This is a genomic window from Bradyrhizobium sp. UFLA05-153 (assembly GCF_054185185.1).
In genome coordinates this window covers 124,241-140,178 of the sequence record NZ_JBBIAM010000002.1, presented here as the reverse complement: position 1 = coordinate 140,178, position 15,938 = coordinate 124,241, and the positions used below count along the sequence as shown (strand labels likewise).

Below are 15,938 nucleotides of genomic sequence, written 5' to 3'. Positions count from 1 at the left end.
GGCTGCCTACTTTGCGACAGGGCCAGACGACGCCCAGGTGACTGGCCAAAGCGCGCGGATCTCCTTCGGCAGAGACTGAACTACGTGGCCGATTTCTCCTGCGGAGACATGGTTCTCAAGTGTCTGGAAGACGGCACGTACAGCATCTTCGCGGTTGATGAGCGCTGTGTTGGGGAGGCGCGTGTCAATCCAGGCTAGGAATTCGTCCCGTGATCGAATCTTTTCCGGCTTTCCCGCCGGACGCCACGCCTCGTAGTAGATACCGCGCATTAACATCGGGAGTTGTTCGCCGAGATGAGCCGCCTCATCGGTTGTCAAGCGGTCGCGCAGGCAATGCAGCACCGCTCGCAACGCCTGATAGGCCTCGTGACGATCGGAGCCCAGCATCTCTCCGATTTCCTTGAGCCACGTGTTCGTCTTGTGAAGCGTTTCGTCAAACACCTCTAGGCCGGTCAAGCTCATGATACACCTTCCGGATTGAATGCGGACATTCCAAATGCGGGTCGAGCCGAAGTGGTCGGTCACGGCCCCCAAGATTTGCAAGATTCTGCGCGCGCCCGCCTGGGCCGCCTTGATGGGTGTCAATTCGCTGCATTCGTCCAGATCGCAAGCACGTGCGCAGTGACGGTTTTTGCAAGGAGTTCTAGGTGACGCCCGGCCCGGCCCTCCATAAGAGACGCAGGCAATGTTCAATGCGCAACGAGGCAGCACGGATACACAGGTTCATGTATTTCTTACCTTGATTGACAGGTATCAACATTGTCGCTCAGAATTTAGAACCGCGTTGGCTGGAGTACTTGAGGGAGTGGACAACCACCGCTGGGGACTCACTGGAAAGAATGCCCTATGCGCAAGCGGACTCCGGCGACCGCTGGCTTTGTGCTCGACGCAACAATGGGATAGCGTCTACCTCGGCCATCGAAAGGGTGATGATCCGGCCTCTGCCAGGACAGTCGATCGCTTCGTACCTCAATCAGATAACGAGCTGCGCGTTTGAAGCCGCAGGAACGATAGCGCGCAAAGCCGATTGATAGGGAGCTCTTTTGAAGGAGTTTCCTGATGGATCTGAAAGGCAAGAAGATCGCGATCCTGGCCACCCATGGCTTCGAGCAATCCGAACTTGAAGTGCCTCGCGACCGTTTGAAGAAAGCGGGTGCAACCGTCGAGGTGATTTCGCTGACCGCCGGCGAAATCAAGGGATGGGACATGAAGGACTGGGGTCGGCCGGTGAAGGTCGACAAGTCGCTCGATCAAGTCTCATCGTCGGACTACGACGCCATCGTGCTACCGGGCGGGCAAATCAATCCCGACCTGCTGCGGGTCGAACCGAAGGCCCTCAAGTTCATCAAGGAGATTTTCGACGCCCAAAAGATCGTCGCCGCGGTCTGCCACGCACCGTGGCTGTTGATCGAGACCGGGATCGCGAAGGGACGGAAGATGACGTCCTACAAGTCGATCAAGACCGACGTCATCAATGCCGGCGCAAAATGGGAGGATTCCCAGGTCGTGGTCGACCAGGGCGTGATTACGTCGCGCAACCCGGGTGACCTCGAAGCGTTCAGCGCGAAGATCATCGAGGAGGTCAAGGAAGGCCGCCACGTCAGGCGGAGCGTAGCCTAACCGCCGTGTTGTTGGCGTTCAGGCCAATCAACTGACCAGTCGCAGCCGGAGGCTAGACCCAAACGCGCTCGGGAATAAGAGATGAAAGCAAAATCCGTCACTGTCGGTTCGGAGCGGTCATTTGTCCTCGTCCTCGACCAGGGAGAGGAGGCGTTCGGGGCGATCACCGATTTCGCGAACAAGGAGCAGGTCAGCGGCGCCGCTGTGACGGCGATCGGTGCCTTCGCTCATGCCGAGGTTGGCTGGTTCGAACTCGCGGCTAAGAGCTACAAGCGGATCGCTGTCAACGAGCAATGCGAAGTCCTCAGCCTGATCGGCGATGTGGCGGAGAGCGATAGCGGCACGGCCAGCCTTCACCTCCACGCGGTGCTTGGTCTGCAGGATGGCTCCGTGCGCGGCGGCCACTTCCTGTCAGGTTCAGTGCGGCCGACGCTGGAAGTCACGATCAACGAAACAGTCAAGCATATGCGGCGGAAAAAGCGCCCCGATCTCGGGATCGCCCTCCTCGATCTCTGAGCGGGAGGATGAATCAGTCCATTAATTCATTGCATTTTCGTCAGCGATCGAAGGTTTGATCGCACTTTAGCTCAGTCGTTTCTGATGCGAAAAAAATTAGTGCGGTACTGAGATCTTGAGCCGCACTCACAAGCGTCCAGTTGCGCAAATTCGGAAGTTGACCATCTGAGGCGTCTTTGATCACCGAAGACGGCGTCGAACTGTGCTATCGCGCGTTAGATAACGAAGATCACTTCTTGAGATGATCGAGGTAGGCTTCGACGGGATGCGTTGTGCTGGCACGGCAAACTTCGTGGAAAATTGATCGTTGTCAGCGCGTAGAAACGGGCTGCCAGCTACTGGCGTCGGGAATCCGTCGGAATCTAACTCGGAGACTACGAACAATGGCAAAGAAACTCGAAAAATCGCAGTGGATCGTCTATTTCGATCTCATATCAAAAGCACTGGGCGGCAAACGTGTCGAGATCGAGGTGGCGTCGCTTAAGCTTGGTGATCAGATCGAGGTGCACTGGCTACCGTTCTTTGGGATTTCCTATGATCCAAGGGACGACCTAATCTCGCTCGTGCTCGAAGGACATGATCATCTGATCCACAAACCCAGAGAAATATACATCGAAGGAGAAGGTCTGGAGTTGTCCAGCCTCGAGGTTGTCGACGCGGACGGCGTGCGTCAGATCGTCGTCCTCAGAAATCCTCTGATGCTGCCGGCACCATCTGTAGCAAAAGCGGGCTGATCGTTCCACTAATACAAAGAAACAAACGATTGCCCATGCTTTGGAGCGCGCAGAATGCTGCGATCATCAATCGGGCATCTGCTCGCGATGAGAACCCAGACGCGCTCCAACAGGAGTAGCATATGCTGAGGCGTCGTCGTTTCAAACAGGGACCTCTTCGCACAAGCGCCGTTCAGAACGGATGCCGAGACCTCAGCCATCAACTCCACGAACCTGTCAATCGATCCCAATAGATGATTGGCGGGACGTGCCGCTCGAGCGGGCCGGCAAGCGACGAATTTCTGCGGTATGGCGCAATGGATCATCTCGCGGTCCGGCGCGTTGATCGAAGCACGCGCTACTAAGGAGCAAGCGATGCCCGAGCTAGCCGTTTCACGCGAAAAGGTCAGCTTTTTGATCGAAAAAGCGCAGGAGTTTGATGTCAAGGACTTGCCGGCGGATGAGGAGTCCGGATCGAATCCTGCTGACGATGCTGAAGTCGACGTATTGCAGGACGATGGCTGCGACGCTGTCGCTGCCGAGATGGCGAGCTTCATTAGGGCCTTGAACGAGGACGAGCAGATCGACCTCGTCGCGTTGATGTGGCTCGGACGGGGCGATGGCACGATCGACGAGTGGGAAGATTTGCGTAGCCAGGCGGCTGAACGGCGGAACGGATACCGCAATCCGCGTTGGGAGACCGTGCGTTACCTGCTCGGCGAACCGCTGTTGGGCGATCTCCTGGCCGAGGGCCTCGACAAGTTCGGAATATCCTGGGTCGATGAGGCCCCCACGCCCTGATAAGCACAATCGACAGCCGAAACAGGGATGATCGCGATGATGCATCCGGCGCCGTTACCCCGACAGCAGAGGTGAAGGAAATACAATGACAGGGATCAAACTTCCTGTCACGGAAGCCTAAGGATACCCTTGCGATGTTGACGAACGTCAAGAAAAAGCGCCTGCGCCCTATCGGCGGTGGTTACGCGAAAGGCGGTGGTTACGCGAAAGAGGAGATCATCTATGTTGCCTGACTATCCGAAGCCACCTTACCCGAATCAGAAACAGCCCGTACCCGGTTGGACCGCCAAGATGGACCCGCGTCCGGATCATGGCGAGTACAGCTACAGGGGCTCAGGTAAGTTGAAAGGCATGCGGGCTGTAATCACGGGCGGCGACAGCGGCATTGGACGTGCGGTGGCAATAGCCTATGCGCGCGAAGGTGCCGACGTCCTCATCGCCTATCTAATCGAGCACGACGATGCGCAGGAGGTCAAAGCGTTGGTAGAGAAGGAGGGGCGTAAGGCGATCTTGATCGCCGGCGACATTAGTGATCCCGAGCATTGCCGCTCCATCATCAAACACGCTGTCGACGAACTTGGTGGCATAGATATACTTGCCAACAATGCAGCCCATCAGGCGACATTCGAGGACATTAGCGAGATCAGTGACAGGGAATGGCAACTGACCTTTGAGGTGAATATCCATTCGATGTTCTATCTAACCAAGGCCGCGGTGCCCCACATGAAGCCCGGCAGCGCAATTATCAACACTACATCGATCAATGCGGACGCGCCGAACCCGATCCTTCTCGCCTATGCGACCACCAAAGGGGCGATCCAAAACTTCACTGGAGGTCTTGCACAGATGCTCGCCAAGAAGGGAATCCGCGTCAACGCCGTGGCGCCCGGACCGATCTGGACGCCGCTGATCCCATCGACCATGCCTGAACAAGCGGTGGGGAATTTCGGCGAGCAGGTCCCAATGAAGCGGGCAGGGCAGCCCGCCGAACTTGCAACGGCTTTTGTCATGCTGGCGGACCCGCTGTCGAGCTACACTTCAGGAACAACTGTTGCGGTGACGGGCGGGAAGCCGTTTATCTGATCGCTCTCTTCATCCATTCGGGAACCTTGCCAACAAACTGCCTTCAGCCCTCGGTGGCGAGCCAGTTCGCGCAGGGAGCCGAACTTTTCGGCTTTTGCGCGCCATCAATCTCGCACCGCCGTCAACCTTGTCGACCTAGATTATCTTTCAAGCGTCGGCTACTGAGATGATGACCTTAAGAGCGTTCGTCTTGGCCGCCTCGCCGAAACGTCGCATAGGCGTCCATGATCTTGTCGAGCTTGAAGTGGTGCGCGATCAGTCGCTTGGGATCGATCTTGTGTGATTGTATAGTCTTGAGCAGCATCGGCGTTGTGACGACGAGTCTTGTCGTGATCGCGATGTTACGGTCCCATAGGCGTTCCAGATGCAGATCTACCTTGACGCCATGGACGCCGATGTTAGCGATGACACCACCAGGCGCCACGATGTTCTCGCAAGTGACAAAGCTCGAGGGAACGCCGACGGCTTCGATCGCGGTATCGACGCCACGACCGTCGGTCATCTTCATGATTTTCTCGGCCGCCTTGCCATTCCTATTGTTGATTGTTGTCATTGTTGATTGTTGTCGTCGCACCGAAGCGGGACGACATTTCGAGCCGGTTGTCGTCAAAGTCGATCACCATGAGTTCCGACGGTGAGTAGAATTGAGCCGTCAGCAACGCCGCAAGCCCGATCGGGCCGGCTCGGACGATCGCGATGGTTGCTCCGGGTTGAACCTTGCCGTTGAGCACGCCGCATTCGAACCCGGTGGGCAGGATATCGCTCAGCATTACTAATGCTTCCTCATCCGTTCCGGAGGGGGTGCGGTATAGGCTGGTTTCGGCAAAGGGAATGCGGACATACTCGGCCTGGGTGCCATCGGTCGTGTTGCCGAGGATCCAGCCCCCGTTGACACAATGCGAGTACATTCCGCGGCGGCAGTAGTCGCATTTTGCGCAGGACGAGATGCAAGACACAATCACGCGGTCGCCGGCCCGAAAGGCGGTGACGGTGGCGCCGACTTCTTCGATGATGCCGGTGCCTTCGTGGCCAAGGATACGGCATGGTGTACAGGTCGGCACGTCGCCTTTGAGGATGTGCAAATCTGTTCCGCAAATCGTCGTCCTGACGATCTTGACGATGGCGTCCGTTGGCGCGGCAATCTTCGGCTTTGGGCGATCTCAAGCGCCTTCTTTCTGGGCCCTTGGTATACCAGCGCCTTGCCAATCGAGTGAATCGTTTCGAGCATCAGGCGATGCCATAGCTTCGACCGGTGCCCAGCGTTGCCACGCTGCGCCTGGACATTGTCGCGTTTCATTGCACAGAGGAGGCGAGTGGTCAGAACCGCGCCGGGCGCTCCGATCGGACAACCGTGGGCAACGGCGCCGCACTCGACGTTGACGACATCCTGAGCGAGCCCAAGCTGCCGGTCAGGACGATGGTGATCGATGCAGAGGCCTCGTCTCGATGCGTCCAATCTCGGCGATTTTCCAGCCAACCCGATCGAGCGCCTGCCGGACGACAGGATGGGGCCGAGCCCCAATATGCGTATCGAAAACTAAGACTGTTACTTCCCAGATCCCTTGATAGCCATCAATTCGTCCGTATTATTCGGCGAGCAGGAGGGGGTGGGACTATTTGCTTGTTCATCACAGGCTGTGGAATTGCGACCGGCCGCGCCCAAGTTGATCGACATCACTGTCGACGGAAGACGCATCAAGCCTGCGCCGATTGACATTCGAGGCGCTCGCGAGAGGACCTGTTCATTGACGATGGTCAATGCTTGAAGCCGTTGCGGAGTTCATGCTCCTTGCGATGCCAGCAGCGAAGGAAGTTCCTATGAGGCTCGGGAAAATATGCATTGCTCTTGCGATACTTTCCGGCCCGCCCGCTTCCGCCTAGGCCGGCCTGTCCAGTTTTGTTGCGTAAAGCATGCGGAGATTGTATCCGCATGAAGCCTGCTCAGACATTTTGATAGCCTCGATTGTTAAGTCATCGAACGCTAGCGAACATTGCGAACCGGCGTTCACGCGATCGACAAATAATGCACTCGTGTGCGGGCATCAGTTGATGGTCTTTGGAACGCAGGTTCGATCATGAAAGTCGGAGTCGTTGGAGCAGGCAGGGTGGGGTGTTCCTGTGCTTTTGCCATGGTGGTACGGGGGAGTGCCCGGACGATTGTGATCGTGGACCGAGCGCCTAAGCGGGCGAGGGCGGTCGCCACCGATCTTCGTTACGGAGCGCCGCTCTGCCCAAAGACCACCATCGTTGATGGCAACTATGAAGAGCTTGCCGATGCCCAGCTGATTATGATTGCCGCCGGCATCAATGAAAAGGAGGGCGGCGCCACCGATCGCAGCGATCCCAAGGGCAGGTTGCGGTTGCTCGACAAGAATGCTGAAATTTATCACGAGATCGTTCCGCGCATTGTGCACGCCGCGCCTCGCGCGGTGATATTGGTCGTGACCGATCCGCCGGATCCGCTCGCCGATATTGCGCGCGCAAGCGTAAGCCATGATCGCGTGCTAAGCACCGGTACGTTTTTGGATTCCTTGCGTTTCCGCGTTCATCTGGCGGCGCATTTCGGCATCGATGCCAATCAGGTAGAGGCGCAGGTGGTCGGCGAACATGGGATCTCGCAGGTATTCCTCTGGTCAACCGCCCGGATCGCCGGCGTGCCGATCGGCGAGCTGGACGGAATTCGTGGCCGAGTGTCTCACAGTTTGCGCAGGCAGGTCGAGGCAGACGTTCGTTACGCGAATATCTCTATCATCGAAGGCAACGACGCGAGCCAGTTTGGCATTGGTATCGTTGCGGCGCGGATCGCGGAAATTATTCTTCGCGATGAACGAGCGGTGATTCCGATCGGCAGCTATAACGACAAGTTTCGCGTCACTCTCTCACTTCCAAGCGTTGTCGGGCGCGAGGGCGTGCTTCGGATTTTCGAGCCGGAGATGTCCGTCGAGGAGCAGCGGGCGCTGGAACTGGGCGCGGCTAACTTAAGGAGGTCGCTAGGTCGTCGGTAGACGGGAAGCATATTGTTGGGCTGCAGCGCCCGATGCGAAATGCGCCCGGCATGCCAGAGCTGATTGAAGATCAATCCGTCAGCCTGGTGCACCGCTCTCATGACCTGACGCCATGCCTCCACCTGCTTGTGGCGTCCGTGCCGGGAGTCCAGGCGTAACCCTGGCCTTGCATCGACAGCTGTGTTGCCTCGCTCACGATCAGGGCTGCAGATGCACGCTGCGCGTCGTAGTCGTAACAGGCCGCGAGGGAGCTCGGCACGTTGCCCGGTTGGCGCGCCCGCGAGCGGGTCAACGACGCCATGACCATTCGATGCGGCAGCCTGAAAAGGACCCACTGGTATGGCTGGAACAGCGTGTTGGTGTCCGCCGTCTGCCTGACGCGCGCGCTGCCTCAACGGTGGTGGCCTCGTCTATGTTCCCTCCTTTCGAGGGTAAACCCGCATTAGGACAGCCGCGCGATGGTGACCTGCGCTGAAGTGCACACCACCATGATGCTGCAACATCGAGGAAGGCGCCGTGATAGAGATCAATTTCATGTCCGTGCGAGAAAATCGCGCGAAACTGACGACCATCAAGGGGAGCCGGCCTGCGCACGGCATCATGAGGCGAGGAGACCGCTGCCATGATGATCGCCGCCGTGCAATCGAACCAGCCGCTCACCAGCCATGTTATGAGCGTGGCGAGATTCGAGCGATTTTTTCGAATCGTCGCCAGCCTCGATGTCGACAAGCAGGACCTCAAGCGCTACAGCGATTTCGTCAACCAAAAACTTTATGATCTCCTGCTGCGGGCCCAGGCGGCCGCCAAGGCGAATGGCCGTGTGCTGTTTGAGCCGTTCGACCTGCCGATTACCAAGGGACTGCAGGAATGCATCCATGAATTCGACAGGCTCGACGAAGAGATCGAGTTGCGGCCGATCCTCGACCGCCTCGCCACGCGCCCACCGCTTGACCTTGCTTACGGTGAGGATATCGAGACTCGCCTACCGGACATCGCGGGAGGTCTGAGTGTCGCGCTCGCGCATACGTTCAACATCATCGATCCCGGGCTGAAGAATCCATCGAGCGAGCACTGGCGGAAGTGCTTTCGTATTTTCGATCTGCTGCTGTAGCTGCGCGAACGGCAGAGTAGCCAAACATCGCGACGGCTGTCGTGAGCGAGGAGAGAGCGATGATCAGAGATGTGATGGTGTGGCTGGACGGTGGCGCCTCCGATGAAATTCGCCTAGCAGCCGTCGCCGATATGACCCGGCGGCTCGAGACCCGCGTGGTGATCGGGTTGTATCTCAACGTTCTGCCATTGCCGGGGCCGATCGAGGGCGACACCACCGCCGCGATCGTCGAGCATGCGCGCGAAACTGGCGATGCGATGGAGGAGGCGCTAGCCAAGCGGCTGCGAATGCTGGATCGGGTGGTCGAGATCCGGCGGTTCGATGTCCTGTCCGACGACGTTGCCAAAATTGCCGCGCGAGAGGCGCGCTCCGCCGACACCTTCGTGGCGCTTCGTCCCAATGGCGCGATGGATCCTGAGAAGCTCGTCGAAGGCGTGCTGTTCGGCTCGGGTAGGAACGTCTATCTTGTTCCCGAGACGGAGCGGCCGAAGATCGCCTTCGACCGCATCATGGTCGCCTGGAACGGGAGCCGGGAAGCGGCTCGTGCGCTTGCCGAAGCGATGCCATTTCTGCACAAGGCGGAAAAAGTGTCGGTCATCGTTGCGACCGGCGAAAAGCCTACCGAGGAGGAAGCCGTGATGGGGATCGATGCCGTCAATCATCTTCGGCATCATGGAATCGAGGCCAGCCTGCATCGCATCAAGTGCCGCTCCAGCGAAGTCGGGCCACAATTGATGGCGGAGGCCGAGCGCCGGAAGGCGAACCTTATTGTCATGGGCGGATATAGTCATATGCGCCTGCTCGAGCGGCTGCTCGGCGGGGTGACCTACAGCCTGATGCATGAAGCGCCTATCCCGCTGTTGATGGCGCACTAGGAACACATTGCACCCTGCCCCCGATAGCGAGATTGCAGATGCCGACGATTGATAGCCGCCGCGAGCAAATGTTTCCCAAGCTTACGCCACATGAAATCGATCGTCTTCGTCGCTTCGGCACGGTGCGGTACTACCATGCCGGCGAAGCGCTGTTCGTGACCGGAGAAGTCGCGCCGGGCATGTGTGTGCTGATCAAGGGCTCGGTGCGCGTCGTCAGGCGCGATCCGCTAGGCCATTGCGCCCCGATTGTGGAGCAGGGACCCGGCGAATTCGTCGCCGAAGTGGGACAATTGTCAGGCCAGCCTGCCTTTGTCGATGTTCACGCCATCGACGATGTCCAAGCGCTCTTGATCCCGCCGGAAAATCTACGCGCGTTGATGATTGGGGAGCCCGAACTCGGCGAACGGATCATGCGGGCTTTGATCCTCCGCCGCGTCGCGCTGGTCGAGGCCGGCGCCGGTGGTCCGGTCCTAATCGGCGCGGAATCGAGCCCTGACATCGTGCGTCTGCAAGGCTTCCTCGCCCGCAATGCGTATCCACATCAATTGCTCGATCCAGCAAAGGACGCCGACGCAGCGAAGCTTGTTCAGCAATATGCTCCAAATTCGGCAGACCTGCCGCTTGCCGTGTGTCCGAAAGGAACGATCCTGAAAAATCCGAGCGAGCCAGAGCTGGCGCGCGCGCTCGGAATGGTGCCGATCGACGACGAGAGCCGAACCTATGACGTCGCGGTCGTAGGCGCCGGCCCGGCGGGCCTTTCGACGGCGGTCTATGCGGCATCAGAGGGCTTGTCGGTCGTCGTCTTCGACGCCCGTGCCTTCGGCGGGCAGGCCGGCGCCAGCGCGCGGATCGAGAACTATCTCGGTTTTCCCGCCGGCATTTCCGGCCAGGCGCTCACCGCCCGCGCCTATGTCCAGGCCCAGAAATTTGGCGCGCGGATGGTGATCCCAGCGGGCATATCGCGGCTCGATGTGAGCGGCGCGCCGATCACGCTGTGCCTGGGGAATAGCCGGCGTGTGAGGGCCTCGACGGTGGTGGTTGCGACCGGCGCCCGCTACCGTCGCCTCAACGTGCCGAATCTACCGAGTTTCGAGGGGCGCGGCGTTTGGTATTGGGCTTCGCCGATCGAGGCACGCCTGTGTCGGGACGAGGAGATCGTTCTGGTCGGAGGCGGAAATTCGGCGGGCCAGGCCGCCGTATTCTTGCGTAACTTCGCAAAAAAAATCTGGATGCTGGTCCGTGGACCAAGCCTCGCGGAGAGCATGTCGCGCTACCTGATCGACCGGATCGCGAATCTCGACAATATCGAGGTGCTGACTCACACGGAGGTGGTCGCGCTTTATGGCAGCCGGGAAGGGCAATTGGAGCGCGTACGCTGGCGCAACAGCTCGACCGGCGAAGAAACTGAGAAGCCAATCCGCCACCTCTTCCTCTTCATCGGCGCGGACCCGGCAACGGCTTGGCTCAAGGACGCCGGGATCGCGTTGGACAGCAAGAATTTTGTGCTGACGGGATGGGACATTCCCTCCAGCATCCGCTCGAAGAGTGGGGTTGGCCGCCCGCTGCTGCTCGAAACCAGCGTACGCGGTGTATTCGCCGCCGGCGACGTCCGATCCGGGTCGGTCAAGCGCGTGGGTGCTGCGATCGGTGAGGGTGCCGTCGTCGGCGCGGAGCTACACATTGCGCTTGCTTGCCAAGGGCCAGGCTGCAATGGCGCTTGAGGTGCGACGTGAGAGGGAACGAAGCGCCAGTCAAGACGCGCACGAAGCCGCAAACGCACTTACAGTCCCATCACCGCGGTGAACGGCGGGGTGCCGAGATGTAGCGCGGCCACGACTTGCGAAGTTGACCGTCGCAAGGTCGGCACCGGTGGATCGGATCCGATCTGTTCGGACATCGAGCTGCTGCCGCAGCTTTGAGCAGCTGTTCGAATGCGATCATGAGAGCCACCATCCCCGGCGGTCGCGATTTCCAAACAAGCCACCAATATCTTGACGGCGGTCAAGGGATAGCTCGGCGGTTTGCGGCATCATCGGTCGGGTCAGGAAAACCAGCGGAGAAAATCCATGTGCGACTACAGCCTACATGCCGTTACGTCACGCCCCGCAAAGGTTGGAGAGAGTTTGGTGTCGACCAGCTTCTGCGGTACATCGACCCGCGGCTTTGCCGCCAAAGACGAACCCACTGTCGCCATTTGTCTGCTGCCCGGCACTGAGCTCGGATTCGAGCAGGACGTGAGATACAATCGCAACTGGTTGTTGACCAAGAGCGTAGGCTTCCGTGTCGCCCAATTCTGCGTGATCAAACCGAAACCGCCAAAGCAGCACCACGATGGCCTGCTGTTTCCCGACGGCACCATCGTTCTTGTGAATCTCCTGTCGAAAGGACAGCATGCTCGGGTGCTTCAATTGCCCGCCACCCGGCTGGCAAAGGAGAGGGGGGCTCACGCTGAGCACGCTTCTGTCTATTCGGCCGAGCAGGATGACCGCGTTGAAATCGAAGCTGCTCAGCAGGCCTGATAAGCCTGGGGCGGATAATTGGTGTTGCTCCCGCCCCAGGCGCAGAGGGCGACGTGATATCGTTAACCCCACGGTCAGCCGTTTGTGAGAAACTTCCAGCCCCAGCAGAAGCCGCAATCCTGCGCCCTTATCATCTTCGGTGTCACGGGAGACCTGACCAACCGGCTGGTGATCCCTTCGCTTTACAATCTGGCGGCAGCCGAACTATTGCCGGAAAGATTCTGCGTCGTCGGCGTCGCGCGCTGCAGCATGTCGAACGAAGCGCTGCGCGAGAGCCTAATGAAGGGCCTGCATCAGTTCGCAACCCGCCCCGTGGAAGACAAGGTCGCGAATCATCTTCTGGAATGCATCACCTCTGTCGAGGCCGATCCCAGCGACGACCCTTCTTTCGACCGTCTCAGGGAGCAGCTTGAACGGCTGGAAGCCGCGCGCGACATAGGGGGCAATCGGCTGTTTTATCTGGCGACACCGCCCGATGCCTTCGCACCGATCGTGCGCCAACTCGGCCGTCTCGGCTTGTTGAAGGAGGATCACGGCGCCTGGCGGCGGCTCGTGATCGAAAAGCCGTTTGGGACGGATCTGGCATCGGCGCGCGCGCTGAATGCGGAATTGTTGAACATCCTCAACGAACACCAGATCTACCGAATCGATCATTACCTGGGCAAAGAGACCGTCCAGAACATCCTGGTGCTGCGCTTCGCCAACGGAATGTTCGAGCCGATCTGGAACCGCCATCACATCGATCACGTGCAGATCATTGTGGATGAGCAGCTCGGCGTTGGCCACCGCGGTAGCTTTTATGACGCGACCGGCGCGCTGCGCGACATGGTACCGAATCACTTGTTTCAACTGTTATCGCTGATCGCAATGGAGCCGCCGAGACATTTCGACGCCCATAACGTGCGTTCGGAAAAGGACGGGGTGCTGGCGGCGATCCAGACCCAGAGCGAAGAGGAAGCGCTGAAAAACTCCGTGCGCGGCCAGTACACTGCCGGGAAAATCGGCGACACCGAGATCCCGGGTTACCGAAAGACTCCGGATGTCAGGCCGGACAGCGCCACGGAGACTTACGTCGCGATGAAACTGAACATTGACAACTGGCGCTGGGCCGGCGTCCCTTTTTATTTGCGCACCGGCAAGGCGCTCGCCATGAAGCGCACGGAAGTGGCGATCAAATTCCGCGAAGCGCCGTTTGCGATGTTTCGATACACGTCCGTCGAGCAACTGGCTGAGAACTATCTCGTCATCTGCATCGAGCCGACCGAAGGCATCACGCTGCAATTCAACACCAAGCTGCCAGGACCTGTGATCAGGATCGACGGCGTACAAATGAAGTTTCTTTACAAGGATTACTTCAAGGCCGAGCCCGCGACAGGTTATGAGACCTTGATCTACGATTGCATGATCGGCGACAACATTCTGTTTCAACGCGCCGACGGCGTGGAAGCCGGCTGGGGGGCGGTTCAGCCTTTCCTCGATGCCTGGAAGAGAGTGGGCACCAAGGGGTTGGAATTCTATCCTGCGGGCAGCGAGGGGCCCCCGGGCGCATTCGAGCTTTTGAAGCGCGATGGCCGAAGCTGGCGGAAGCTCTGAGGGCGATGCGCTTGGGGAACCAGCCGCCGAACGGTTGTGGGCCAGGAACCAGTGTCGACCGCGATACGGTAGATCCGCTTACTCATCGCCTTTCAAGGGATATGAGCACCGGCAGTCTTGCTTCGACGAAGGGAATTTAGGGATTATATCTGAGAGCGGCAGCGCGGGCAGCGCGCCCGGACCGGGCCGGAGGCGTGCATGCTCAAAATCGAAAACTATGCGATGATCGGCGATTGCAAGGCAGCAGCCATGGTCGGGCGCAACGGCTCGATCGATTGGCTGTGCTGGCCGAGATTTGATTCGGCTGCGTGCTTTGCCGCCCTGCTTGGCGACTCAGAAAACGGACGGTGGCTCATTGCACCGAAGGATGAGCCGATCGAGACGTTGCGGCGCTACCGCGCAGGCACTTTGGTCCTCGAAACGGAATTCCGAACGAAGGGTGGCAGTGCGACGCTTATCGATTTCATGACACCGGGAGACCGCGCCGATCTTGTGCGCATTCTTGTCGGTCGACAGGGGCGAGTCGAGTTTCACTCCGAATTTATGGTGCGCTTCAACTACGGGGCGACGGTGCCGTGGGTCAACCGACTCGATGACGGCAGCATCAGCGCGATCGCCGGTCCGGAGCGTCTGGTGCTGCGTACGACAGCCTCGCTTCACGGCGAGGATCTGAAAACGGTTGGCGAACCTACGGTCGAGGCAGGCCAGTCAATCCCGTTCATCCTCTCCTACGGGGCGTCGTTCCAAGATCCTCCGCCGGCGATTGATGCCTTCGACGCGCTGACGCGAACGGAAGCATTCTGGCGTGGATGGAGTGATCGGTGTCCCGAGGTCGGTCCCTGGACGGAAGCGGTCAAACGTTCGCTCATTACATTGAAGGCTCTGACCTACGCCCCGACCGGCGGGATTATCGCCGCGCCCACGACCTCTCTGCCGGAGCTCATTGGTGGAATCAGGAATTGGGACTATCGCTTTTGCTGGTTGCGCGACGCCACCTTCACCCTGCTGGCCCTGATGCACCTCGGATACTACGACGAGGCGCGGACATGGCGAGACTGGCTCCTTCGCACCATCGCCGGTAATCCGGAGCAGGTGCAGATCGTGTACGGAGTGGGCGGCGAGCGCTGGCTGCCGGAGCTGACTATTCCGTGGCTCGCCGGCTATGAAAGATCGCCGCCGGTGCGCATCGGAAACGCCGCCTACCAGCAACTTCAGCTGGACGTTCTCGGCGAGGTCGCCGATGCCATGTTCCACGCCGGGAAGGGCGGGATAGGTCTGACCGAACGTGGCCGCGCCCTGCAGCCCATCATGCTGAGATATCTCGCCAGCGCTTGGCGCGAGCCGGATCAAGGCATTTGGGAGGTACGCGGTGAGCGACAGCACTTCGTCCATTCGAAGGTCATGGCCTGGGTTGCGTTCGATCGTGCCGCCAATGAGTTCGCTGCAGAGGGATCAATCGAGGCATCTCGACATTGGCGAGCGGTCGCCGACGAGATTCACGCCGACGTGTGCGACCGCGGCTTCGACCGCGATCTCGAAAGTTTCGTGCAGGCTTATGGCTCGAAACGACTCGACGCTGGTCTGCTGCTGATGCCGCTGGTGGGCTTTCTGCCTGCAACTGACCCGCGCATGAGGAATACGGTGCGGGCCATCGAAAAGAGACTGCTGGTCCAGGACGAGTTTGTTCTGCGGTATGAACGCGCAAATCCCGGTGACGGCCTGCCCCCGGGAGAAGGAGCGTTTCTGGCGTGCAGCTTTTGGTTGGCTGACAATTACATTCTGCAGGGCCGCTATTTGGAGGCCCGTAAGCTGTTCGACCGTCTCCTCTCGCGTTGCAATGACGTGGGACTGCTCGCCGAGGAATACGATCCGTTCGCCGGCCGCATGCTGGGTAATTTTCCGCAAGCCTACAGCCATGTGGGTTTGATCTGTTGCGCCTTGAATCTCACCCGGGCGACGGGCCCTGCGGAGGAGCGCGCCGAGTCGCAGCGCCCGGCGATGCGTCCAACTGCGCAAGCCGAGGCGGAGCCGGACTGACGTAGACGTTCCTGCTGAACGGCGGTCCACCGTCAATGCCAAGCAGCCGTTCTGGTTCCTCGAAT

At 59.4% G+C, this 15,938-nt stretch carries 18 protein-coding genes; 12 read left to right on the top strand and 6 right to left on the bottom strand.

The genetic code is table 11. The annotated features are described in order from the left end of the window. Positions 1–6: 6 nt before the first annotated feature. Positions 7–462: a DUF2267 domain-containing protein gene (locus Q2941_RS01970; RefSeq protein ID WP_458191443.1), complete on the bottom strand. Its 456-nt coding sequence runs from the start codon at positions 460–462 to the stop codon at positions 7–9. A 597-nt stretch (positions 463–1,059) separates the two neighbouring features. Between Q2941_RS01970 and Q2941_RS01965 the strand changes: the two genes are divergently transcribed. The 5 genes from Q2941_RS01965 to Q2941_RS01945 all read left to right on the top strand — a co-directional run bounded on the left by Q2941_RS01965 (position 1,060) and on the right by Q2941_RS01945 (position 4,733). After that, positions 1,060–1,620 (top strand): type 1 glutamine amidotransferase domain-containing protein, encoded by a 561-nt coding sequence (locus Q2941_RS01965; RefSeq protein ID WP_458191442.1) that lies wholly within the window; start codon positions 1,060–1,062, stop codon positions 1,618–1,620. Between the two features lie 81 nt (positions 1,621–1,701). Then, positions 1,702–2,136: a PPC domain-containing DNA-binding protein gene (locus Q2941_RS01960; protein ID WP_458191441.1), complete on the top strand. Its 435-nt coding sequence runs from the start codon at positions 1,702–1,704 to the stop codon at positions 2,134–2,136. A 383-nt stretch (positions 2,137–2,519) separates the two neighbouring features. Continuing rightward, positions 2,520–2,870: a DUF5335 domain-containing protein gene (locus tag Q2941_RS01955; protein WP_458191440.1), complete on the top strand. Its 351-nt coding sequence runs from the start codon at positions 2,520–2,522 to the stop codon at positions 2,868–2,870. A gap of 354 nt (positions 2,871–3,224) precedes the next feature. Further along, a complete protein-coding gene (locus Q2941_RS01950) occupies positions 3,225–3,650 on the top strand; it encodes a DUF3775 domain-containing protein (protein ID WP_458191570.1) in 426 nt (141 codons plus the stop codon). A 222-nt stretch (positions 3,651–3,872) separates the two neighbouring features. Then, a complete protein-coding gene (locus tag Q2941_RS01945) occupies positions 3,873–4,733 on the top strand; it encodes an SDR family oxidoreductase (RefSeq protein WP_458191439.1) in 861 nt (286 codons plus the stop codon). Between the two features lie 175 nt (positions 4,734–4,908). Here Q2941_RS01945 and Q2941_RS01940 read toward each other — a convergent pair whose 3' ends face one another. The 3 genes from Q2941_RS01940 to Q2941_RS01930 are packed head-to-tail and all read right to left on the bottom strand — an operon-like array spanning position 4,909 to position 6,189. Further along, a complete protein-coding gene (locus Q2941_RS01940; RefSeq protein ID WP_458191438.1) occupies positions 4,909–5,241 on the bottom strand; it encodes a zinc-binding dehydrogenase in 333 nt (110 codons plus the stop codon). A 25-nt stretch (positions 5,242–5,266) separates the two neighbouring features. Next, positions 5,267–5,809 carry an alcohol dehydrogenase catalytic domain-containing protein gene (locus Q2941_RS01935; protein WP_458191569.1) on the bottom strand — a complete coding sequence of 181 codons (543 nt, stop codon included), beginning with the start codon at positions 5,807–5,809 and terminating at the stop codon, positions 5,267–5,269. Next, entirely contained in the window at positions 5,692–6,189 is a 498-nt protein-coding gene (locus Q2941_RS01930; RefSeq protein ID WP_458191437.1) for a hypothetical protein, read from the bottom strand. Before Q2941_RS01930 ends, Q2941_RS01935 begins: the two co-directional genes overlap by 118 nt. A gap of 619 nt (positions 6,190–6,808) precedes the next feature. Between Q2941_RS01930 and Q2941_RS01925 the strand changes: the two genes are divergently transcribed. Then, entirely contained in the window at positions 6,809–7,738 is a 930-nt protein-coding gene (locus tag Q2941_RS01925; RefSeq protein ID WP_458191436.1) for a lactate/malate family dehydrogenase, read from the top strand. Positions 7,739–7,835: 97 nt separating this feature from the next. Here Q2941_RS01925 and Q2941_RS01920 read toward each other — a convergent pair whose 3' ends face one another. Then, positions 7,836–8,039 (bottom strand): hypothetical protein, encoded by a 204-nt coding sequence (locus Q2941_RS01920; RefSeq protein WP_458191435.1) that lies wholly within the window; start codon positions 8,037–8,039, stop codon positions 7,836–7,838. A gap of 321 nt (positions 8,040–8,360) precedes the next feature. Between Q2941_RS01920 and Q2941_RS01915 the strand changes: the two genes are divergently transcribed. The 3 genes from Q2941_RS01915 to Q2941_RS01905 are packed head-to-tail and all read left to right on the top strand — an operon-like array spanning position 8,361 to position 11,445. After that, a complete protein-coding gene (locus tag Q2941_RS01915; RefSeq protein ID WP_458191434.1) occupies positions 8,361–8,849 on the top strand; it encodes a DUF1931 family protein in 489 nt (162 codons plus the stop codon). Between the two features lie 59 nt (positions 8,850–8,908). Then, positions 8,909–9,724 carry a universal stress protein gene (locus Q2941_RS01910; RefSeq protein WP_458191433.1) on the top strand — a complete coding sequence of 272 codons (816 nt, stop codon included), beginning with the start codon at positions 8,909–8,911 and terminating at the stop codon, positions 9,722–9,724. Positions 9,725–9,762: 38 nt separating this feature from the next. After that, on the top strand, positions 9,763–11,445 hold the full coding sequence (locus Q2941_RS01905) for an FAD-dependent oxidoreductase (RefSeq protein ID WP_458191432.1): 1,683 nt from the start codon (positions 9,763–9,765) through the stop codon (positions 11,443–11,445). A 59-nt stretch (positions 11,446–11,504) separates the two neighbouring features. On the opposite strand, the gene Q2941_RS01900 is transcribed toward Q2941_RS01905, so the two are convergent. Next, positions 11,505–11,729, bottom strand: coding sequence for a hypothetical protein (locus Q2941_RS01900; protein ID WP_458191431.1), 225 nt, complete (start codon positions 11,727–11,729; stop codon positions 11,505–11,507). 61 nt (positions 11,730–11,790) lie between these two features. Here Q2941_RS01900 and Q2941_RS01895 point away from each other — a divergent pair, with 61 nt between their 5' ends. From Q2941_RS01895 to Q2941_RS01885, 3 genes are all read left to right on the top strand, one after another. After that, positions 11,791–12,243 (top strand): hypothetical protein, encoded by a 453-nt coding sequence (locus tag Q2941_RS01895; protein ID WP_458191430.1) that lies wholly within the window; start codon positions 11,791–11,793, stop codon positions 12,241–12,243. Between the two features lie 84 nt (positions 12,244–12,327). Then, positions 12,328–13,836 carry a glucose-6-phosphate dehydrogenase gene (zwf, locus tag Q2941_RS01890; RefSeq protein WP_458191429.1) on the top strand — a complete coding sequence of 503 codons (1,509 nt, stop codon included), beginning with the start codon at positions 12,328–12,330 and terminating at the stop codon, positions 13,834–13,836. Between the two features lie 198 nt (positions 13,837–14,034). After that, entirely contained in the window at positions 14,035–15,873 is a 1,839-nt protein-coding gene (locus tag Q2941_RS01885; protein ID WP_458191428.1) for a glycoside hydrolase family 15 protein, read from the top strand. Positions 15,874–15,938: the final 65 nt, after the last annotated feature.